17 protein-coding genes are annotated in these 16,572 nt (G+C 64.5%); 4 read left to right on the top strand and 13 right to left on the bottom strand.

Features of this window, described 5'->3' with window-relative positions; all coding sequences use genetic code 11:
- Nucleotides 1-286 precede the first annotated feature (286 nt).
- A complete protein-coding gene (locus AC1DYQ_RS15460) occupies nt 287-1,183 on the top strand; it encodes a DMT family transporter (RefSeq protein WP_477687495.1) in 897 nt (298 codons plus the stop codon).
- A gap of 264 nt (nt 1,184-1,447) precedes the next feature.
- Here the strand turns inward: AC1DYQ_RS15460 and AC1DYQ_RS15465 are convergent, their stop codons facing one another.
- Genes AC1DYQ_RS15465 through tsaB form a run of 3 tightly spaced genes read right to left on the bottom strand, consistent with a single transcriptional unit; the run spans nt 1,448 to nt 3,452 of the window.
- Complete coding sequence (locus AC1DYQ_RS15465) at nt 1,448-2,224, bottom strand: uracil-DNA glycosylase family protein (protein WP_477687496.1); 777 nt, start codon at nt 2,222-2,224, stop codon at nt 1,448-1,450.
- Nucleotides 2,221-2,700, bottom strand: coding sequence for a ribosomal protein S18-alanine N-acetyltransferase (gene rimI / locus AC1DYQ_RS15470; RefSeq protein ID WP_477687497.1), 480 nt, complete (start codon nt 2,698-2,700; stop codon nt 2,221-2,223). The genes AC1DYQ_RS15465 and rimI overlap by 4 nt, the downstream gene beginning before the upstream one ends.
- Nucleotides 2,697-3,452 (bottom strand): tRNA (adenosine(37)-N6)-threonylcarbamoyltransferase complex dimerization subunit type 1 TsaB, encoded by a 756-nt coding sequence (gene tsaB, locus AC1DYQ_RS15475; protein ID WP_477687498.1) that lies wholly within the window; start codon nt 3,450-3,452, stop codon nt 2,697-2,699. Before tsaB ends, rimI begins: the two co-directional genes overlap by 4 nt.
- A gap of 176 nt (nt 3,453-3,628) precedes the next feature.
- Between tsaB and dacB the strand changes: the two genes are divergently transcribed.
- Nucleotides 3,629-5,134, top strand: coding sequence for a D-alanyl-D-alanine carboxypeptidase/D-alanyl-D-alanine endopeptidase (gene dacB / locus AC1DYQ_RS15480; protein ID WP_477687499.1), 1,506 nt, complete (start codon nt 3,629-3,631; stop codon nt 5,132-5,134).
- A complete protein-coding gene (locus AC1DYQ_RS15485) occupies nt 5,131-5,394 on the top strand; it encodes a SemiSWEET transporter (protein WP_457282398.1) in 264 nt (87 codons plus the stop codon). The genes dacB and AC1DYQ_RS15485 overlap by 4 nt, the downstream gene beginning before the upstream one ends.
- Nucleotides 5,395-5,590: 196 nt before the next feature.
- Here AC1DYQ_RS15485 and AC1DYQ_RS15490 read toward each other — a convergent pair whose 3' ends face one another.
- Genes AC1DYQ_RS15490 through purE form a run of 3 tightly spaced genes read right to left on the bottom strand, consistent with a single transcriptional unit; the run spans nt 5,591 to nt 8,354 of the window.
- On the bottom strand, nt 5,591-6,580 hold the full coding sequence (locus tag AC1DYQ_RS15490) for an L-threonylcarbamoyladenylate synthase (RefSeq protein WP_477687500.1): 990 nt from the start codon (nt 6,578-6,580) through the stop codon (nt 5,591-5,593).
- A complete protein-coding gene (locus AC1DYQ_RS15495; RefSeq protein ID WP_477687501.1) occupies nt 6,580-7,848 on the bottom strand; it encodes a 5-(carboxyamino)imidazole ribonucleotide synthase in 1,269 nt (422 codons plus the stop codon). Before AC1DYQ_RS15495 ends, AC1DYQ_RS15490 begins: the two co-directional genes overlap by 1 nt.
- The gene (gene purE, locus AC1DYQ_RS15500; RefSeq protein WP_477687502.1) at nt 7,845-8,354 is read right to left on the bottom strand and encodes a 5-(carboxyamino)imidazole ribonucleotide mutase; all 510 of its coding nucleotides are present in this window, start codon (nt 8,352-8,354) and stop codon (nt 7,845-7,847) included. The genes AC1DYQ_RS15495 and purE overlap by 4 nt, the downstream gene beginning before the upstream one ends.
- Nucleotides 8,355-8,521: 167 nt before the next feature.
- On the opposite strand from purE, the gene trxA reads away from it, so the two are divergent.
- A complete protein-coding gene (trxA, locus tag AC1DYQ_RS15505) occupies nt 8,522-9,421 on the top strand; it encodes a thioredoxin (RefSeq protein ID WP_477687503.1) in 900 nt (299 codons plus the stop codon).
- A gap of 30 nt (nt 9,422-9,451) precedes the next feature.
- Here the strand turns inward: trxA and AC1DYQ_RS15510 are convergent, their stop codons facing one another.
- The 7 genes from AC1DYQ_RS15510 to AC1DYQ_RS15540 form a co-directional block, all read right to left on the bottom strand.
- Nucleotides 9,452-9,838, bottom strand: coding sequence for a hypothetical protein (locus AC1DYQ_RS15510; protein WP_477687504.1), 387 nt, complete (start codon nt 9,836-9,838; stop codon nt 9,452-9,454).
- Between the two features lie 30 nt (nt 9,839-9,868).
- Complete coding sequence (locus AC1DYQ_RS15515; protein ID WP_477687505.1) at nt 9,869-10,777, bottom strand: phosphoribosylaminoimidazolesuccinocarboxamide synthase; 909 nt, start codon at nt 10,775-10,777, stop codon at nt 9,869-9,871.
- A 122-nt stretch (nt 10,778-10,899) separates the two neighbouring features.
- Nucleotides 10,900-11,964 carry a class II fructose-bisphosphate aldolase gene (gene fba, locus AC1DYQ_RS15520; RefSeq protein WP_477687506.1) on the bottom strand — a complete coding sequence of 355 codons (1,065 nt, stop codon included), beginning with the start codon at nt 11,962-11,964 and terminating at the stop codon, nt 10,900-10,902.
- Between the two features lie 419 nt (nt 11,965-12,383).
- A complete protein-coding gene (gene pyk / locus AC1DYQ_RS15525) occupies nt 12,384-13,817 on the bottom strand; it encodes a pyruvate kinase (RefSeq protein ID WP_477687598.1) in 1,434 nt (477 codons plus the stop codon).
- 179 nt (nt 13,818-13,996) lie between these two features.
- Nucleotides 13,997-15,190, bottom strand: a complete 1,194-nt coding sequence (locus AC1DYQ_RS15530; RefSeq protein WP_477687507.1) for a phosphoglycerate kinase — start codon at nt 15,188-15,190, stop codon at nt 13,997-13,999.
- Nucleotides 15,191-15,493: 303 nt separating this feature from the next.
- Nucleotides 15,494-15,829, bottom strand: coding sequence for an AzlD domain-containing protein (locus tag AC1DYQ_RS15535; protein ID WP_457282408.1), 336 nt, complete (start codon nt 15,827-15,829; stop codon nt 15,494-15,496).
- Nucleotides 15,826-16,572, bottom strand: coding sequence for an AzlC family ABC transporter permease (locus AC1DYQ_RS15540; RefSeq protein ID WP_477687508.1), 747 nt, complete (start codon nt 16,570-16,572; stop codon nt 15,826-15,828). The genes AC1DYQ_RS15535 and AC1DYQ_RS15540 overlap by 4 nt, the downstream gene beginning before the upstream one ends.

A 16,572-nucleotide genomic window follows, 5' to 3' on the forward strand; every position in this document is an offset into this window, starting at 1 on the left:
TTCTTCAACCCAGTATGAGCCGTGGAACCGGCGAAGCCGGACCCTCGGCCCTCACTGGTGAAATACCTTCATCACTGGTCGTACCCACCGAATTGTTCAAGCCAGCGGGTGCAGCGGAACCGGCTTTGCCGGGCCGCAGGCACCGTCCCCTGCAAGGGGAAAAGGGCTACACGCAGTGAGCCCGATAGGGGTGTGCCAATTTCGGCTTCGCCAGACCGCAGGCGGGCGGCCCCCTCGGGGGGCAGCGCATTACACGAAGTGAAAAGCGTGGGGGCACAATAACTCCATGCAACTCTCCCAACGCCAACTCATCCTGCTGGTTCTGCTCACCCTGGTCTGGGGCCTGAACTGGCCGGTGATGAAACTGGGGATTGCGGACTTTCCACCCTTGACGTTTCGGGCGATGTCGATCTGGCTGGGCATTCCGGTGCTGGGCATCGCCATGGTGGTGCTGAAGGTGCCGTTTGGGGTGCCCCGGGGCAGGTGGCGTGAGCTCTTCTGGCTGGCTGCGGCCAACATGTTTGTCTGGCATGCACTGATCATCCTGGCAGTGAAAAACCTCAGCAGCGGGCGTGCGGCGATTCTGGGCTACACCATGCCGATTTTTTCGGCGCTGCTGGGCGCCTGGTTTTTTGGCGCGACGCTAAAAGCCCGCAACTGGCTGGGTGTGGCGGCCGCCGCGCTGGGCGTGGCGCTGCTGCTCTGGTATGAGCTGACAAACCTGTCTGGCCGGCCGCTGGGGGTGCTGTGCGCACTGGTAGCCGCCTGTGTGTGGGCGCTGGGCACGCAGCTGCTGCGCAAGACCACGATACCGGCCGCGACGCTGACGCTGTCGTTCTGGATGACGGTGATGACCGCCGTGATGCTGACCGTGTTGGGCGTCGTGTTTGAGATGCCGCAGTGGAAGGCACCTTCGCCCACGACCTGGGGCGCGATTCTTTACAACGCGGTGCTGATCTTCGGTTTTGCGCACGCGGCGTGGTTCACGCTGGCGCGCGCGCTGCCGCCCGTGGCTTCCACGCTGAGCGTGATGATGATTCCCATCCTCGGGGTGTTTTCAGGCGCTCTGGGCCTGGGCGAAGTGCTGCACTGGCAGGACTGGGCTGCCGTGGTGCTGATGGTGGTGGCGATTGCCTCGGTGCTAGGGCCTGTTCGCCTTATTTCCGGGGCTGCGAAGACCTGACAAAGTGCGCCAATCAAGGCGCGCGACGCCGCGTGTGCATGCGCACACGTAAGGAGTGCAACGCCGAGTGGCGCACTTTGGCGGGCCTTCCCTACGGGTTGCCACTGCAAGGGACCGTCTGCGGCGTTGCCCGCGCTTGCAAGGCCAAAGCCTTGGCTGCGCCCGGGCGCCTTGCATCCAGTCCCTTGCAGTGGCAACGCAGCCCCGGAAATAAGGCGAACAGGCCCCACGCCCAGCCGTGGCGCAGCAAAGGCCTGATAAAAATCAGCCCGGGTTGGTGACCAAACTCATGGCCAGGCACAGGTCGTCCCAGGCCTTGCCCTTGTCGGCCGGGTTGCGCAGCAAATAGGTGGCGTCGTAGGTCACGACCATGCGGGCTCCATGCAGGCTGTGCAATTGGCCGCGCTGTTTGCCGAAAGGCTCTGTCGATTGCAACACCGCCTGCGCGGCCAGGCGGCCCATGACGAGCACGACATCAGGCTGCGCGCTGGCCACCAGGGCGGGCAGCGCTTCGGGCAGGCCGGCGCCCGCACCGGATGCCGCCTGCCGGACCAGCGGCGCCAGCAGCACCATGCCGGCCTTGTGCAGCCGCGTAGCGCGCAGCATGTTGTCAAGCAGCCTGCCGGCATCGCCTTCAAAGGGGTTGAAAGGCTCCCGTTGCAGTGCAGCCGCCGGCGTTTCGGCCAGCACCAGCCAGCGTGCGCCTTCAGCATGGGCGGCGTCGACATACAGGGCTTGCGCGTCGCCCATGCGCCACGCTGCCGTCGTGCCGGGCGCAGCGGTTTCGCGCGCCTCGGCCTGCGGGCGAGCCGGCGCCTGCATGGGCCGCACGGGCGGCGCAACCTCTCGCGGTCCAGCGGACGTGGAAGGCGCACTGACTTTTTGATCAAATTCACTTGCAGGCGTTACTGACCGTGCGCCAGCAGCTACCAAATCAATAGCAGCGGCAGCTTCAGCAGGCGCAGCGGCAACCGGCAGCCACACGCGCACACCCATTTCGCGCAGCATGGCGCGCTGGCGTTTGTCGAGGTCCAGGCTCATAGCGCCAGGCTCATGACGACCGCATCTTCGCGCGTGGAAGCGCCGTCCGGGTAGTAGTTGCGGCGCGTGCCGACGTGGCGAAAGCCGTAGCGTTCATAGATGGCCTTGGCCCGCACATTGCTCACGCGCACTTCCAGCCACAACCACTGCGCGCCCTCTCCGCGCGACCAGAGGGCCAGCGCATCCAGCATGATGCGGGCCCAGCCCTGGCGCTGGTGTTCGGGGGCCACGGTGATGTTGAGCAGGTGTACTTCGTCAACGCCCTTCATGGCCACGAAATAACCCAGCAGCACGGCGTCGGGCGCATTGCCGGCAGTGAGCAGTTGCGCCTGGTAGCCGGCGTTGAGCGAATCGTTGAAATTGCCGTGCGTCCAGGGGTGGTCATACGCGGTTTTTTCCACGCGCACCACCTCATCCAGCCATGCGGGTGTCATGGCTTCGAACTGGGCTTCGAGGGGCTTGAGGATGGCGTTCATGAAAGGGGTGGGGCGGCCGCCAGTTTGGCGGCCTTGACCTGGTCGCGCTCTTCGGTGGTCAGCGCTACTTTATCGCGAACGTAGAGCGGCAGGGCGAGGTCGGCGCTGACGCACAGCCCGGCAGCAGCCAGCTGCGGCGCCAGGCGCAGCATGGCGGTGGCCGTAGGCAGGGCCTCGGCCTGTGCAAATGCCGCAAGGCCGCCCGGCAAACGCCCGGCGTACACCGCGAAAACATTGCCCGCGAACAAACCGGCCGCAGTGTCCGGCACCAGGTTTTCAGGCCGGACCAGCCCGCATTCGCCGAGCGCCCGGCAGTGCCCGCCGCTGAACTCAAAACCCTGCACATACATTTCGTCCATGCGCGCATCCAGCAGCGCGGTGACGCGCAGGGACGCTTCGCCATCACCCTGCTGCTGAAAGCGCGCTTCTTCGGCCACAGCCATCAGCGTGTCGACAGGCAGCACGGGAATACCGGCGCCCTGGTTCGCGCCCAGCGCCAGGCCTTGCGCCACCGCGCAGGCGGTGCGCAGGCCGGTAAAGGAGCCGGGGCCGCGCCCGAAGGCGATGGCATCCAGCTCGCCCAGCGCCAGGCCAGCCTCGGCCAGCAACGCCAGGATGACGGGGATCAGCGTGGTGGAAGCCTGCGCGCCGCCTGGGCCGTTGTGCTGCCAGACGCGCGCACCGTCGGTCAGCGCAACGGACATGCGGTCGGTGCTGGTGTCAAAAGCGAGGAATTTCACAAGTTCAGGCATTAAATCGGGCTCAAGCCCCTATATATCGGGCGCAAGCAGCTATTAAATTCATAGCAATCTGCGGGTACCCGGAGGCTGCGGCCGATGGGTCAGCCCTGATTATCCGCGCCAATGGCCGGCCACCCCGGCGCCCACCGGCAGCGCCTTGCAGAACGCTCAACCGCGATAATCCCTGCATGACCCACGACTTGCTGCGCCCGCGCACGACACACACTGTTGCGCTGGCTGCCCTGGCGGCCATGGCAGCCCTGGCCGCAAGCCCCGGCCTGGCACAAACCGCACGCCTGCCGGCCCCGATTGAAAAAGCCCTGTCGCGCGCCAGGGTGCCGCGCGATGCGGTGTCCATGCTGGTGGTGGAAGCCGGCAGCGGCAAACCGGTGCCGCGCCTGAGCTGGCGCGCCGATGTGCCGATGAACCCTGCCTCCGTCATGAAACTGGTGACCACGTATTCGGCGCTCGACGCGCTGGGCCGCGACTTCACCTGGAAGACGAAGGTGATACTGGACGGCAGCACCTCGGGCGGCCTGCTCAACGGCAACATGGTGGTGCAGGGCGGCGGCGACCCCAAGCTGGTCGTTGAACGCCTGCAGGCCTTGCTGGCCGAGGTGCAGGCCGGAGGGGCGCGGGCGATCCGCGGCGACATCGTGCTGGACCGCAGCGCCTTCAGCGTGCCGCCCACCGATCCGGGCGAATTTGACGGCGAGCCGCTGCGCCCCTACAACGCCCGGCCCGATGCGCTGCTGATCAATTTCAAAACCATCGTGATGACCTTCACGCCGGACCTGCCCAGCGGCCGCGCGCTGGTGCGCTATGAGCCGCCGCTGGCAGGTGTGCAGGTGGGCGCGAGCGTGCCGATCGTGCGTGTGGCGCGTTGCGGCGACTGGCGCAGCGAGCTGCGCGCCAGTGTTGAAAATCCCGTCAACATCGAATTCCTGGGTACCTATTCTTCGGCCTGCGGCGAAAAAGTGTGGCCCAGCGCCTATGCCGACCCCGTGAGCTTTGCGGCGCGCGCCATCGAAGGGTCGTGGCGGCAACTGGGTGGCCTGCTGACGGGAACGGTGCGCGACGCCACGCCGGCAGAGCTGGCCGTGCTGCGCAGGAGCGGCACCCTCTCGGGCGAAAAGGCCGCAGTGCGGTTTGAATACCAGTCGCCGCCACTGCTGGAAATGGTGCGCGACGTCAACAAATACTCCAACAACATCATGGCCCAGCACCTCTTTTTGACACTCGGGCTTTGGGCCGGCCTGGGCCAGCCCAAGGCCGGCACGCTTGAATCTGCGCGCGCAGCGCTCACCGCCTGGTGGCGCAAAAGCCTGCCCGGCAGCACGCCCCCGCTGATGGACAACGGCTCGGGCCTGAGCCGCGATGAACGCATCAGCGCCGCCAGCCTGTCGGCCCTGCTGCAGCACGCCGCAAAAAGCCCTTTTGCCGCTGATCTCGCCGATTCGCTGCCGGTGGCCGGCACCGACGCCACCATGCGCGAACGCGCCAGGCCGGTGGCCGGGCTGGCTTTCGTCAAGACCGGCTCGCTGCGCGACGTGACCGCGGTTGCCGGTTATGCCAATGGCGACAGCGGCGCACGCTACATCGTGGTGGGGCTGATCAACCATCCGAACGCGCCCGCTGCGCGCCCGGCACTGGATGCCATGCTGGAATGGGCCGTCAAGGAGGGCAAGCGATGAACGCAACAGACATCGTGGGCTTTCTGGCCGCCGTGCTGACCACGGCGAGCTTTGCGCCGCAGGCCTGGCTGACCTTTCGCAGCCGCGATGTCAGCGGCATTTCACTGGCGATGTACAGCGCCTTTACGGTTGGCGTGGCACTCTGGCTGGCCTACGGCGTGCTGGCGGGCGCCTGGCCCATCGTGCTGGCGAACGCGGTCACGCTGGGCCTGGCGCTGGCCATTCTGGTGATGAAGCTGGTGTACGGACGCGGTGACTGAATAGCCCGGTGCCACACACGCCCCGCGCGGCAGGCACGGATGCTTCATCGACGTGCCTGCAAGTTATCCCTGCCGCCTGTGGACAAGGCTGTTGATGGCGGTGGGACTTGTGGACGAAAACACCGCTTGGCGCGGCATTGCGCCACAATGCCCGAAATTTGGGCAACCGCCCTAGCGGCCTCCCGGGAAGGGCGCCTCAGCTCGCGGCAGCGCGCCCCAGCCGGTCGCGCACGCCATCCCACTCGGCGGCCGCCGGCGGGTTTTCAATCCAGATCAGCTTGACGCCCTTGGCATCAAAGTCGCGCAGCACGGCAAACAGCTGCTGCGCGGTGGCCAGCGCATCGTCGGGCATGCGGCGATACAGCACCTTGTCGGACTTGATGCGCACGATGCTGCGCGCGTACACGGCGATGTGGGCCGCGTCGGCGCCCAGCAAATCGAGTGCGGTTTGTATGGGGCCTGCGTCCATCAGGCGCACCTTGGCATCGGGCGCGTAATGCGCTTCCAGCGTGCCGGAAGCACGCGGCGCATCGCCCAGAGCCTCTTGCTCGAATTCGTCTTTCCCCAGCACGGCTTCACCGCACGCGGCCTCGAGTTGCGCGCGCGTGAGGATGCCCGGGCGCAGCAGCACGGGGCGCCCGCGCGTGCAGTCGACGATGCTGGACTCGATGCCGACATCGCAGGGCCCGCCATCGAGCACCAGCAGGCTGTCGCCAAATTCCTGCTGCACGTGCTGCGCGGTGGTGGGGCTGATGCGGCCGAAACGGTTGGCGCTGGGGCCGGCCACGCCGGTGTCGCAAGCCTTCAGAAAAGCCAGCGCGACAGGGTGCGAGGGGCAGCGCAGACCGATGGAATCCTGGCCACCGGCCGCGGCCGCCGCCACGCCTTCCTTGCGCGGCAGGATCACGGTGAGCGGCCCGGGCCAGAAGGCTTTCATCAGGCGCGCGGCAAACGGCGGCACGCTGCTGGCGTAAGCGTCTACGTGCGCCGCATCGGCCACGTGCACGATGAGCGGATGGTCGGACGGACGGCCCTTGGCTTCAAAGATGCCGGCGACGGCTTGATCGCTGGAAGCGTCGGCGCCCAGGCCGTACACCGTCTCCGTCGGGAAGCCCACCAGCCCGCCGGCCCGGATGCGGCGTGCGGCTTCAAGAATGGCCTCAGGGTCCGTACCGGGAAGAATCATCAGAGGGGGTCCAGGCCGGGCAGGCCCAGGATGGATGCAACCTGGCGCGCTGCGGCCTTGACTGAAGCGACGTCGGGGCCCGTGATGTTGAGATGGCCCATCTTGCGGCCGGTGCGGGCTTCGGTTTTGCCGTAGAGATGCAGGTGCGTGCCGGGCAGTGCCAGCACGGCCTGCCAGTCGGGCGTACGCATCTTTCCATGGGCGTCAAACCACACATCACCCAGCAGGTTGAGCATGATGGCGGGAGAATGCTGGCGCGGCTGCGGCAGCGGCAGGCCGGCCATGGCATGCACCTGCAGGTCGAACTGCGACACGTCACAGGCGTCCATCGTGTAGTGGCCGCTGTTGTGCGGGCGTGGCGCCATTTCATTGACGATGAGCGCGCCATCGGCGCTGCCGTCGTCCACCAGGAAGAACTCGACGCAGAGCACGCCGACATAGTCAATGTGTTTTGCTATGGTTTTGGTAGCTGCTTGCGCACGATCGGCAAGCGCTGCGGGCATATTTCCTTCATAAGCCTGCGTCACCGCGAGAATGCCGTCGACATGCACGTTCAACTGGGGCGCAAAGCCCACGACGCTGCCGTCCCAGCCGCGCGCCACGATGACCGAGCACTCGGCCTTGAGCGGCAGCATTTTTTCGAGCACACAGGGCACCTGCTTCAGGCCGGCCCAGGCGGTGGCCAGTTCGTCCGCATTCTTGACGCGGACCTGGCCCTTGCCGTCGTAGCCCATGCGTGCCGTCTTGAGGATGCCGGGCAGCAAGCCGGCCGGCACAGCCTTCAGCTGCCCGGCTGTTTCAATCACGGCGTAGGGTGCGCAGGTAACGCCGGCCAGCACGCCGGATTCGGCAGCGCTGGCGGTGAAGTGGGATTTTTCCTCGATGCGGTTTTGCGCGATGGCCACGGCGGCAGCGCCGGGTGCCACGGGCCGGCTGGCGGCCAGCGCCTGCAGCGCGCCGGCGGGCACGTTTTCAAATTCGGTGGTGACGGCGGCGCACAGTGCGGCCAGTTGGGTCAGCCCTTTTTCATCGCTGTAGCCGGCCTGGATGTGGTGATGGCTCACCAGGCCCGCGGGGCTTTGCGGATCGGGGTCCAGCACCGCCGTGAAGTAACCCAGGCGCTGCGCGGCATGCACAAACATGCGGCCCAGCTGGCCGCCGCCCATCACGCCGAGGGTAGCGGGCTGGCCGGAGGCCGAGGCCGTGCCGGGAAAAATAGGCAACTCCGGCAGGCTGGAGGCGGCCCGGGAAGAGGCGGAGGCGGTCATGCGGGCGGCAGCGTCATGGCGTGCGCGGCAGCGGTTTGCTCTGCACGGAAAGCCTGCAATTGGGCGGCCAGCGCCGGGTTGTGCAGGGCCAGCATGGCCACCGCGAACAGGGCGGCATTGGCTGCGCCGGCATTGCCGATGGCAAAGGTGGCGACCGGAATGCCCTTGGGCATCTGCACGATGCTGTGCAGCGAGTCCACGCCCTGCAAATGCTTGCTGGCCACGGGAACGCCGAGCACCGGCACGGTGGTTTTGGCGGCCAGCATGCCGGGCAGGTGCGCTGCGCCGCCGGCGCCGGCAATGATGGCCTGCAGGCCGCGTCCACCGGCACCTTCCGCATAGGCAAACAGCTCGTCGGGCATGCGGTGGGCCGACACCACCCGGGCTTCGTGCGCGACGCCGAACTGCGTCAGGATCTGCACGGCGTGCTGCATGGTCTCCCAGTCGCTGCTGGATCCCATCACCACGCCTACCAGGGGTTTTGCCGAATTGTTGCTTGTTGTCATGCGGGGACCTTCAAGGCCGGGGTTGCAGGCTGCTTGCCCGTAACCCCTGATTTTAAGGGCAGGCCACCGCTAGGGCCGTGCCGTGCGTGCTACGCTCTTGCCTCCCAGGCGTCCAGCTGCGCCGACCGGGTTGAAAACCGGCCCTGATACCCCAACTCTGCCAGACCATGATCGACGTCACCATTGCCAACTTTGAAGCGGAAGTCGTTGCCGCATCCATGACCACGCCTGTGCTGATCGACTTCTGGGCGCCCTGGTGCGGCCCCTGCAAGTCGCTGGGCCCGATTCTTGAGAAGGTGGAGGTGGAATACGCCGGCCGCTTCAAGCTGGTCAAGATCGACTCCGACCAGGAGCAGCAACTCGGTGCCGCTTTCGGCATCCGCAGCATCCCAACCTGCATATTGATGATGAACGGCCAGCCGGTGGACGGTTTTGCCGGCGCCCTGCCCGAAGGCAAGGTCAAGGAATTCCTCGACAAGCATTTGCCGCCGGCCGAGGAGCAGGCTGAAGAGCCTGAATTGACGCTCGAGGAAGAAAGCACCGACCCTGCCGCCGTGCTCGAAAAACTGCAACATACCGTCGCCGCCAACCCGGCCGACGACAACGCCCGATTTGACTATGTGAAGCTCTTGCTGCAGCTGGGCCGCGAAGACGACGCCAAGGTGGCATTCGCACCGGTGATTGCGCAAACCACGGTGGTGCGGCGATTTGACTCGCTCAAGCGCTGGATGGATGCTATGGATTTTGTAGCTACCGGCGCTCATGGGGTGGGCGCCGCAACCGGTTTTGATGCAAAGATTGCGGCCAACAAACGCGACTTCGAAGCACGTTTTGACAAAGCCCGCTGGCTCATGGCACAGCAGCGCTGGACCGAGGCGCTGGACGAGTTGCTGGAAATCCTGATGCGCGACAAGACCTGGAACGAAGACCTGGCCCGCAAGACCTACATCGCCGTGCTCGACGTCATGGAAGCGCCCAAACCCAAGGTGGCCGATGGGCAGATTCCGCCGGAAGATGCGACCGTGGCTACGTATCGCCGGCGCCTCAGCAGCGTCGTGTTGAGCTAAGGCGTCGCCGGGGCCGGCTTGCCGCGGGCTTTAGTGCCCAAACAAAAGCCGGCTGAGGTTAAACGCCATGCCGGCCATAAAGGCCTGAAACACAATGGCGCGCCCGGACCATGGCGCCGCGCCCGGCGCAGCGGACCTGGGCCTGTTTCTTCGCCACAGCAGAATCAACAGCGCGGCCAGCAGCGGGCTGAGCAAAGCGTTGAGCCATTGAAGAACGGGTTCACGCAGGGCCAGCAGGGGGATGAAACAGACACTGGCAAGTCCCAATGCAAAACCGAGCGCCGTTCCCACCAGAAGGTCACCTAATGGATTTGCCTTTGGGCGTGTGCGCAGCGATTTGCGCAACCCGAGGTCAAACAACTCTGAGAAAAGAGTCAGCACGCCCTCGATCAGGATCTCGGCGATGAACTCAAACATTGGCCGTCCTGCGCTGAGCGTAGCGGCGGTTCAGGCCGTCAGGCGGGCCAAGGCCTCTTGATATTTGGCGGCCGTTTTGGCGACCACATCGGCCGGAAGGTGCGGCGCGGGCGGCGTTTTGTCCCAAGGCTTGCCGTTGATGCGTACGCTTTCCAGCCAGTCACGCACAAACTGCTTGTCGTAACTCGGCGGGTTCAGGCCTGCTGCGTAGGCAGCTTCGTAACCCTCAATCGGCCAGTAGCGTGAGGAGTCGGGCGTCAGCACTTCATCCATCAGCGTGAGCGTGCCGTCTTCGTCGAGCCCGAATTCGAACTTGGTGTCGGCAATGATGATGCCCTTGGTGAGGGCGAAGGCGGCAGCGGTGCTGTAGATCTCGATGCTGATCTTTTTGATCTGCGCGGCGAGCTCGGGACCCACGACCTTCACCACCTGCTCGTAGCTGATGTTTTCGTCGTGCTCGCCGGCTTCGGCTTTGGCGGCCGGTGTAAAGATGGGCTCGGGCAGTTTGCCTGCGTTCTTCAGGCCCGCGGGTAGCGGTACGCCGCAGACGGCCTGGCTCTCCTGGTATTCCTTCCAGCCGCTGCCGGCCAGGTAGCCGCGCACCACGGCTTCGACCGGGATGGGCTTGAGGCGCTTGACCAGCATGGAGCGGTTCACGACCTGCGGCACCTCGGCCGGCGTGACCACGCTTTCTGGCGTCTCGCCGGTCAGGTGGTTCGGGCAGATGTGGCCGAGCTTGCCAAACCAGAACAGCGCCATCTGCGTAAGCAGCGCGCCCTTGCCGGGAATCGGCTCACCCAGGATGACATCGAACGCACTCAGCCGGTCGCTGGCCACCATCAGCAGCCTGTTCTTGCCCACGGCGTAGTTGTCGCGCACCTTGCCGCGCGCCAGCAGGGGCAGGGAGGTCAGGGCGGAGGTATGGAGTGCTTGGGTCATGGTGGGGGCGAAGCGTAACGAAGGTGAGTCAAAGTAAAAAGCCCGCGCGACTCAGGAAGAGTCCACGGGCTTTGAATTATCGCCAATCCGCGCGGGCGGGCCGCGGGAATTTTCGGTGCTTTTTAATGCACGACCTGGGCCAGCTCGCCCTTGGCGTACTTGGCAGCCACGACCTGCAGGTTGTCGCCCTTGATCTTGGCGCCCTGGCCTTCACAGCCGAATTCGATGTAGCGCTGCTTGCACAGGGCCTTGGCGGCTTCGCGGGCGGGCTTGAGCCACTCGCGGGCATCGAATTTTTCGGGGTTTTCAGCCAGGAACTTGCGCACCGCGCCGGTCATGGCCAGGCGGATGTCGGTGTCGATGTTGATCTTGCGCACGCCGTGCTTGATGGCTTCCTGGATTTCCTCGACGGGCACGCCGTAGGTTTCCTTCATCTGGCCGCCGTACTGGCGAATGACAGCCAGCATTTCCTGCGGCACCGAGGACGAGCCGTGCATCACCAGGTGGGTGCTCGGGATGCGCTTGTGGATTTCCTTGATGCGGTCAATCGCCAGGATGTCGCCGGTGGGCTTGCGGGTGAATTTGTAGGCGCCGTGGCTGGTGCCAATGGCAATCGCCAGCGCGTCAATTTGCGTGCGCTTGACGAAGTCGGCGGCCTGCTCGGGGTCGGTCAACAGCTGCTCGCGCGTCATGGTGGCGTCGGTGCCGTGGCCGTCTTCCTTGTCGCCCTTCATGGTCTCCAGCGAACCCAGGCAGCCGAGCTCACCTTCGACGGTAACGCCGTATTTGTGGGCCAGCTGCGAGACCTTCTTCGTCACCTCGACGTTGTATTCATAGCTGGCGATGGTCTTGCCGTCGGCTTCGAGCGAGCCGTCCATCATCACGGACGAAAAACCAAGGTCGATGGCGCCCTGGCAAACGGCAGGGTTCTGGCCGTGGTCCTGGTGCATGACCAGCGGGATGTTGGGATACATCTCGATAGCCGCCTCGATCAGGTGTTTGATAAACGGCTCACCGGCGTATTTGCGTGCGCCTGCGCTGGCCTGCAGGATGACGGGCGCGCCGGTCTCTTTGGCCGCTTCCATCACGGCTTGCACCTGCTCAAGGTTGTTGACGTTAAAAGCCGGAATGCCGTAGCCGTTGACTGCTGCATGGTCCAGCAGCTCGCGCATAGAAACGAGTGCCATGTGTGATATCCCCAGAAGTTAGAAAAACACTGCCAAAAGGCGGGTTCCTCGCGAGGGCCGTGCGGCGTAAAAGCCGCCTGGAAACGCCCGTAACCACGAAGTAACCGAAGCCCTGATTCTAACGTTTACCCGAATAGGGTGGGATAACCGAACTTGTGTCTGAATGCATGCCGTAACTGCGTGTAAACATCGTCCACCCCCCCGTCCAAGCTCACTGCGTGTAGCTTGTTCCCCCCTCGAAGGGGCGGCGCCTGGGGCCGGCGAAGCCGGACCCTTGGCCCCCCTGGTGGAATACCCCACGCTAGTTGCGCCCTGAATTCTTCATACCAGCATGAGCCCCGGAACCGGCTTTGCCAGGCCGTAGGGCGGGCGGCCCCCTCGGGGGGCAGCGCATTACACGAAGTGAAAAGCGTGGGGGCTCAAGCTACCCTGCAGATCTTCAGCATATTGGTGCCGCCCGGCGCGCCCATGGGTTCACCGCAGGTGATGGCGTAGATATCACCGCTTTCGACGATGCCGCGTTTTTTCAGATGCGCCTCGGCATCGCCGAGTGCGGTATCGCGCTCGACACTCTGGTCCATCAGCAGTGGCCTGACATTGCGGTACAGCGCCATCTTGCGCTGGGTCGTCAGTTTGGGCGTCAGTGCGTAGATAGGGATATGGATACGGTGGCGGCTCATCCACAGCGCCGTAGAGCCCGAGTCGGTCAGCGCCACAATGGCTTTGCAACCCAGGTGATGGGCCGTGAACAAGGCGCCCATGGCGATGGACTGGTCAATGCGGTCAAAGGTCATGCCGGTGAAGTCGGCGTCCAGTTTCACGTCCTCGGCTTTTTCGGCTTCAGCGCAGATATTGGCCATCTCGATGATGGTCTCCAGCGGATAACGGCCGGCGGCGGTCTCGGCCGAGGTCATGACGGCGTCGGTGCCGTCAAGCACCGCGTTGGCCACGTCGCTGACCTCGGCGCGCGTGGGCACCGGGTTGGTGATCATCGACTCCATCATGTGGGTCGCGGTGATGACCACCTTGTCCAGCTCACGGGCCATCTTGATCATGCGTTTTTGCAGCGCCGGCACAGCGGCATTGCCGACCTCGATGGCCAGATCGCCGCGCGCGACCATGATGCCGTCGCTGGCCCTGCAGATGGCTTCCAGATTGGGGATCGCCTCGGCACGCTCGATTTTGGCGATCAAGCCCGGCTTGTGGCGGTGCTCGGCACCGGCCACGTTGCACAGCTGACGCGCCATTTCCATGTCACTGGCATTCTGCGGAAAGCTTACCGCGACATAGTCGGCCTGGAAACTCATCGCGGTGCGAATGTCTTCCATGTCCTTGGCCGTCAGTGCCGGCGCCGTCAGGCCGCCGCCCTGCTTGTTGATGCCCTTGTTGTTGGACAACACGCCGCCGACTTTGACCGTCGCATGGACCTGCTCGCCCTTCACTTTGTCGACAGTCATGACGATCAGGCCGTCGTTGAGCAGCAGGGTGTCACCGGCCTTGACGTCACGCGGCAGTTCCTTGTAGTCCAGGCCCACGCCGTTGATGTCACCCAGCTCGGTGCGGGACGCGTCGAGCACAAACTTCATGCCTTGCTCGAGCTGCACCTTGCCCTCGGCAAATTTGCCGACACGGATTTTCGGGCCCTGCAGGTCGGCCATGATGGCGACCTCGCGCCCGGCGCGGGTGGCGGCCTCCCGCACCAGCCTGGCACGGTCGATGTGGTCTTGCGCCGTGCCGTGGCTGAAATTCAGCCGCACGCAATTGACGCCAGCGCGAATCATCTGCTCCAGCAAGGCCGGATCGCTGGAGGCGGGGCCAAGGGTGGCAACGATTTTGGTGCCGCGGCGCTGCATCTTCATGTCTGTCTCCTGTAATTTAGTTTCTTATTTTTACACGAATGAGTTACCTAGCGGTTACCAAGCCACCGCCGCAGCCGGGGTATTGGCCAGAAGCCGGAGGGTGGCCCGCTGCATGCAGCGTGTCGCGCCCTGAACCTGCAAACCGCGGTTTGCCGTATTTTGCAAGTAGCGCCTCAATGACCCGCGCGCTTTTGCAGGATTTCAAAGGCCGGCAAGGTCTTGCCTTCCAGCACTTCCAGAAAAGCCCCGCCGCCGGTCGAGATGTAATCGACCCGCTTTTCAATACCGTACTTGGCAATGGCGGCCAGCGTGTCCCCGCCTCCGGCGATGGAGAACCCGCTGCTGTCCGCAACGGCGCGCGCAATACCTTCGGTGCCCTTGGAGAAGGCGTCGAACTCAAACACGCCGACCGGGCCGTTCCAGACGATGGTGCCGGCCGCCTTGAGCTGCGCCGCCAGCCGCGCCGTGGTTTGCGGGCCGATATCAAGAATCAGGTCGTCATCGGCGACGTCAGTGGCCGCCTTGACGGTGGCCAGCGCATCAGCGGCAAAGGTTTTGGCGGTGACGACGTCCGTCGGGATGGGCACCTCGGCGCCGCGCGCCTTCATGGCCTCGATCACGGCTTTGGCTTCAGTCAGCAGATCGGCTTCGGCCAGGCTTTTGCCGATTTTCAAACCAGCTGCCAGCATGAAGGTGTTGGCAATACCGCCGCCCACGATGAGCTGGTCCACATTGCCGGCGAGTGATTTGAGGATGGTGAGCTTCGTCGAGACCTTGCTGCCGGCAACGATGGCAACCAGCGGCCTGCGCGGGCTGGAGAGGGCCTTGGAAATCGCGTCCATCTCGGCGGCCAGCAGTGGGCCGGCGCTGGCCACAGGCGCGTATTGCGCAATGCCATAGGTGGAAGCCTCGGCGCGGTGCGCCGTGCCGAAAGCATCGTGCACAAAAATATCGCAGAGCGCGGCCATCTTGCGCGCCAGCTCTTCGCTGTTTTTCTTCTCGCCCTTGTTGAGCCGGCAGTTCTCCAGCATCACCAGCTGGCCGGGTTTGACATCCACACCGTCCACCCAGCCCGACACCAGCGGAACGTCACGTTTCATCAGCTCGCCCAACCGTTTGGCCACAGGCGCCAACGAATCAGAAGGCTTGAATTCACCCTCCACCGGCCGACCGAGGTGGGACGTCACCATCACCGCCGCACCAGCGTCCAAAGCCATTTGAATACAGGGGATGGAAGCGCGGATGCGCGTGTCTTCGGTGATGTTGCCGCTGTCATCCTGCGGCACGTTGAGGTCGGCACGGATGAACACGCGCTTGCCGGCAACTTTGCCGCTGGCACACAGGTCGGAGAAACGGATGAAGTTCATAAATCGCTCGCAGAATAAAAAAGGCTTTGGGCCACAGCGCCCAAAGCCTCAAATTGTAGGTGCCTGTATGTACCTGGGCCCGTCAGACAAAGCCGGGAAAACGTAAATTTACGCATCAAATCGGCCTCCAGCCCAAGCAGAACGAGCGCAAGCAGCTACTGATTTGATAGCACTCACCATCAACCGCGATGCGAAGCGATCCGTACCAGGCCAGCATGAGCCCCGGAACCGGCTTTGCCGGGCCGAAGGGCGGGCGGCCCCCTTGGGGGGCAGGGAGCTACACGAAGTGAGCGACCGTGGGGGCTACCAATTCAACCCCATATGCAGCGGCAAATACACCGCCATGCCAGCCAGGATGGTGCCCAGCACGCCGTGGCGCCAGTAATACCAGGCGGTGCCGGCGACCACGGCAAACAGCCGCGCGTCTTTCCAGGTTGCGATGAAATGGCCCTGCGTCATCACCATTTCCGGCACGATCACTGCGGCCAGCGCAGCAATGGGCGCGTAGTGCAGGCCGCGCTGCGCCCAGCCGGGCAAAGTCCAGGGCTTGCTGGAGAGAAAAAAGAAGGAGCGCGTGAGGACGGTCATCAGCGTCATGCCGATGATGGTCACCACCGTCCAGAGATCGGTCTGGTTCATGCTGCGTCTCCGGTTTCTGGAGTGGATACCGCAGGCTTGGTCGGAGCTGATTTTTCCAGCACCAGACAGACGATGACGGCTACGGCAATGCCCACCAGGATATTGAGCTTGAGCGGCAAGGCGAAGGTGGCGACAGCGGCGGCACCCGCGATGGCTGCAGACACCGCGCGCAGTCGGGTGGTGGCCAGCGACCACATGATGCCCAGCAGCGCCAGGATGCCGGCAAAGCCCAGGCCCCAGGACAGCGGAATGGAATTGGCCAGCGCAATGCCCACCAGTGTGGCGCCCACCCAGCTGACCCAGCTCATGCCGCAGCTGCCGACCCAGTAGGCGTCCTGGGCTTCAATGCCGGCAGCATCGGCGGCCGGGTGCGGGAAGCGTTTGGTAAAAAGCACATAGTTCAGGTCGGCCATGCCGTAGCCAAAAGCCATGCGGCGCCACAGGCTCTGGTGCATCACATAGGGGCGCAGGTGGGCGCTAAAGACCATGAAGCGCAGGTTGACGCAAAACGAGGTGGCCAGAATCACCCACATGGGTGCGCCCGCTACGATGAGAGGCAAGGCTGCCAGTTGGGAACTGCCGGCAAATACCAGCACCGCCATTAGCAGCACCTCGATGAGGCTCATGCCCGACTTGACCATCGCCACGCCTGTCATCAGGCCCCAGGCGGCGATGCCCGGCGCGACGGTGGCGAGCTCACTCACCCCGAGCCGGAAGTCCGGATGCTTGAAGAATGTCTTCAC

The organism is Polaromonas sp. P1_F4 (genome assembly GCF_056405675.1).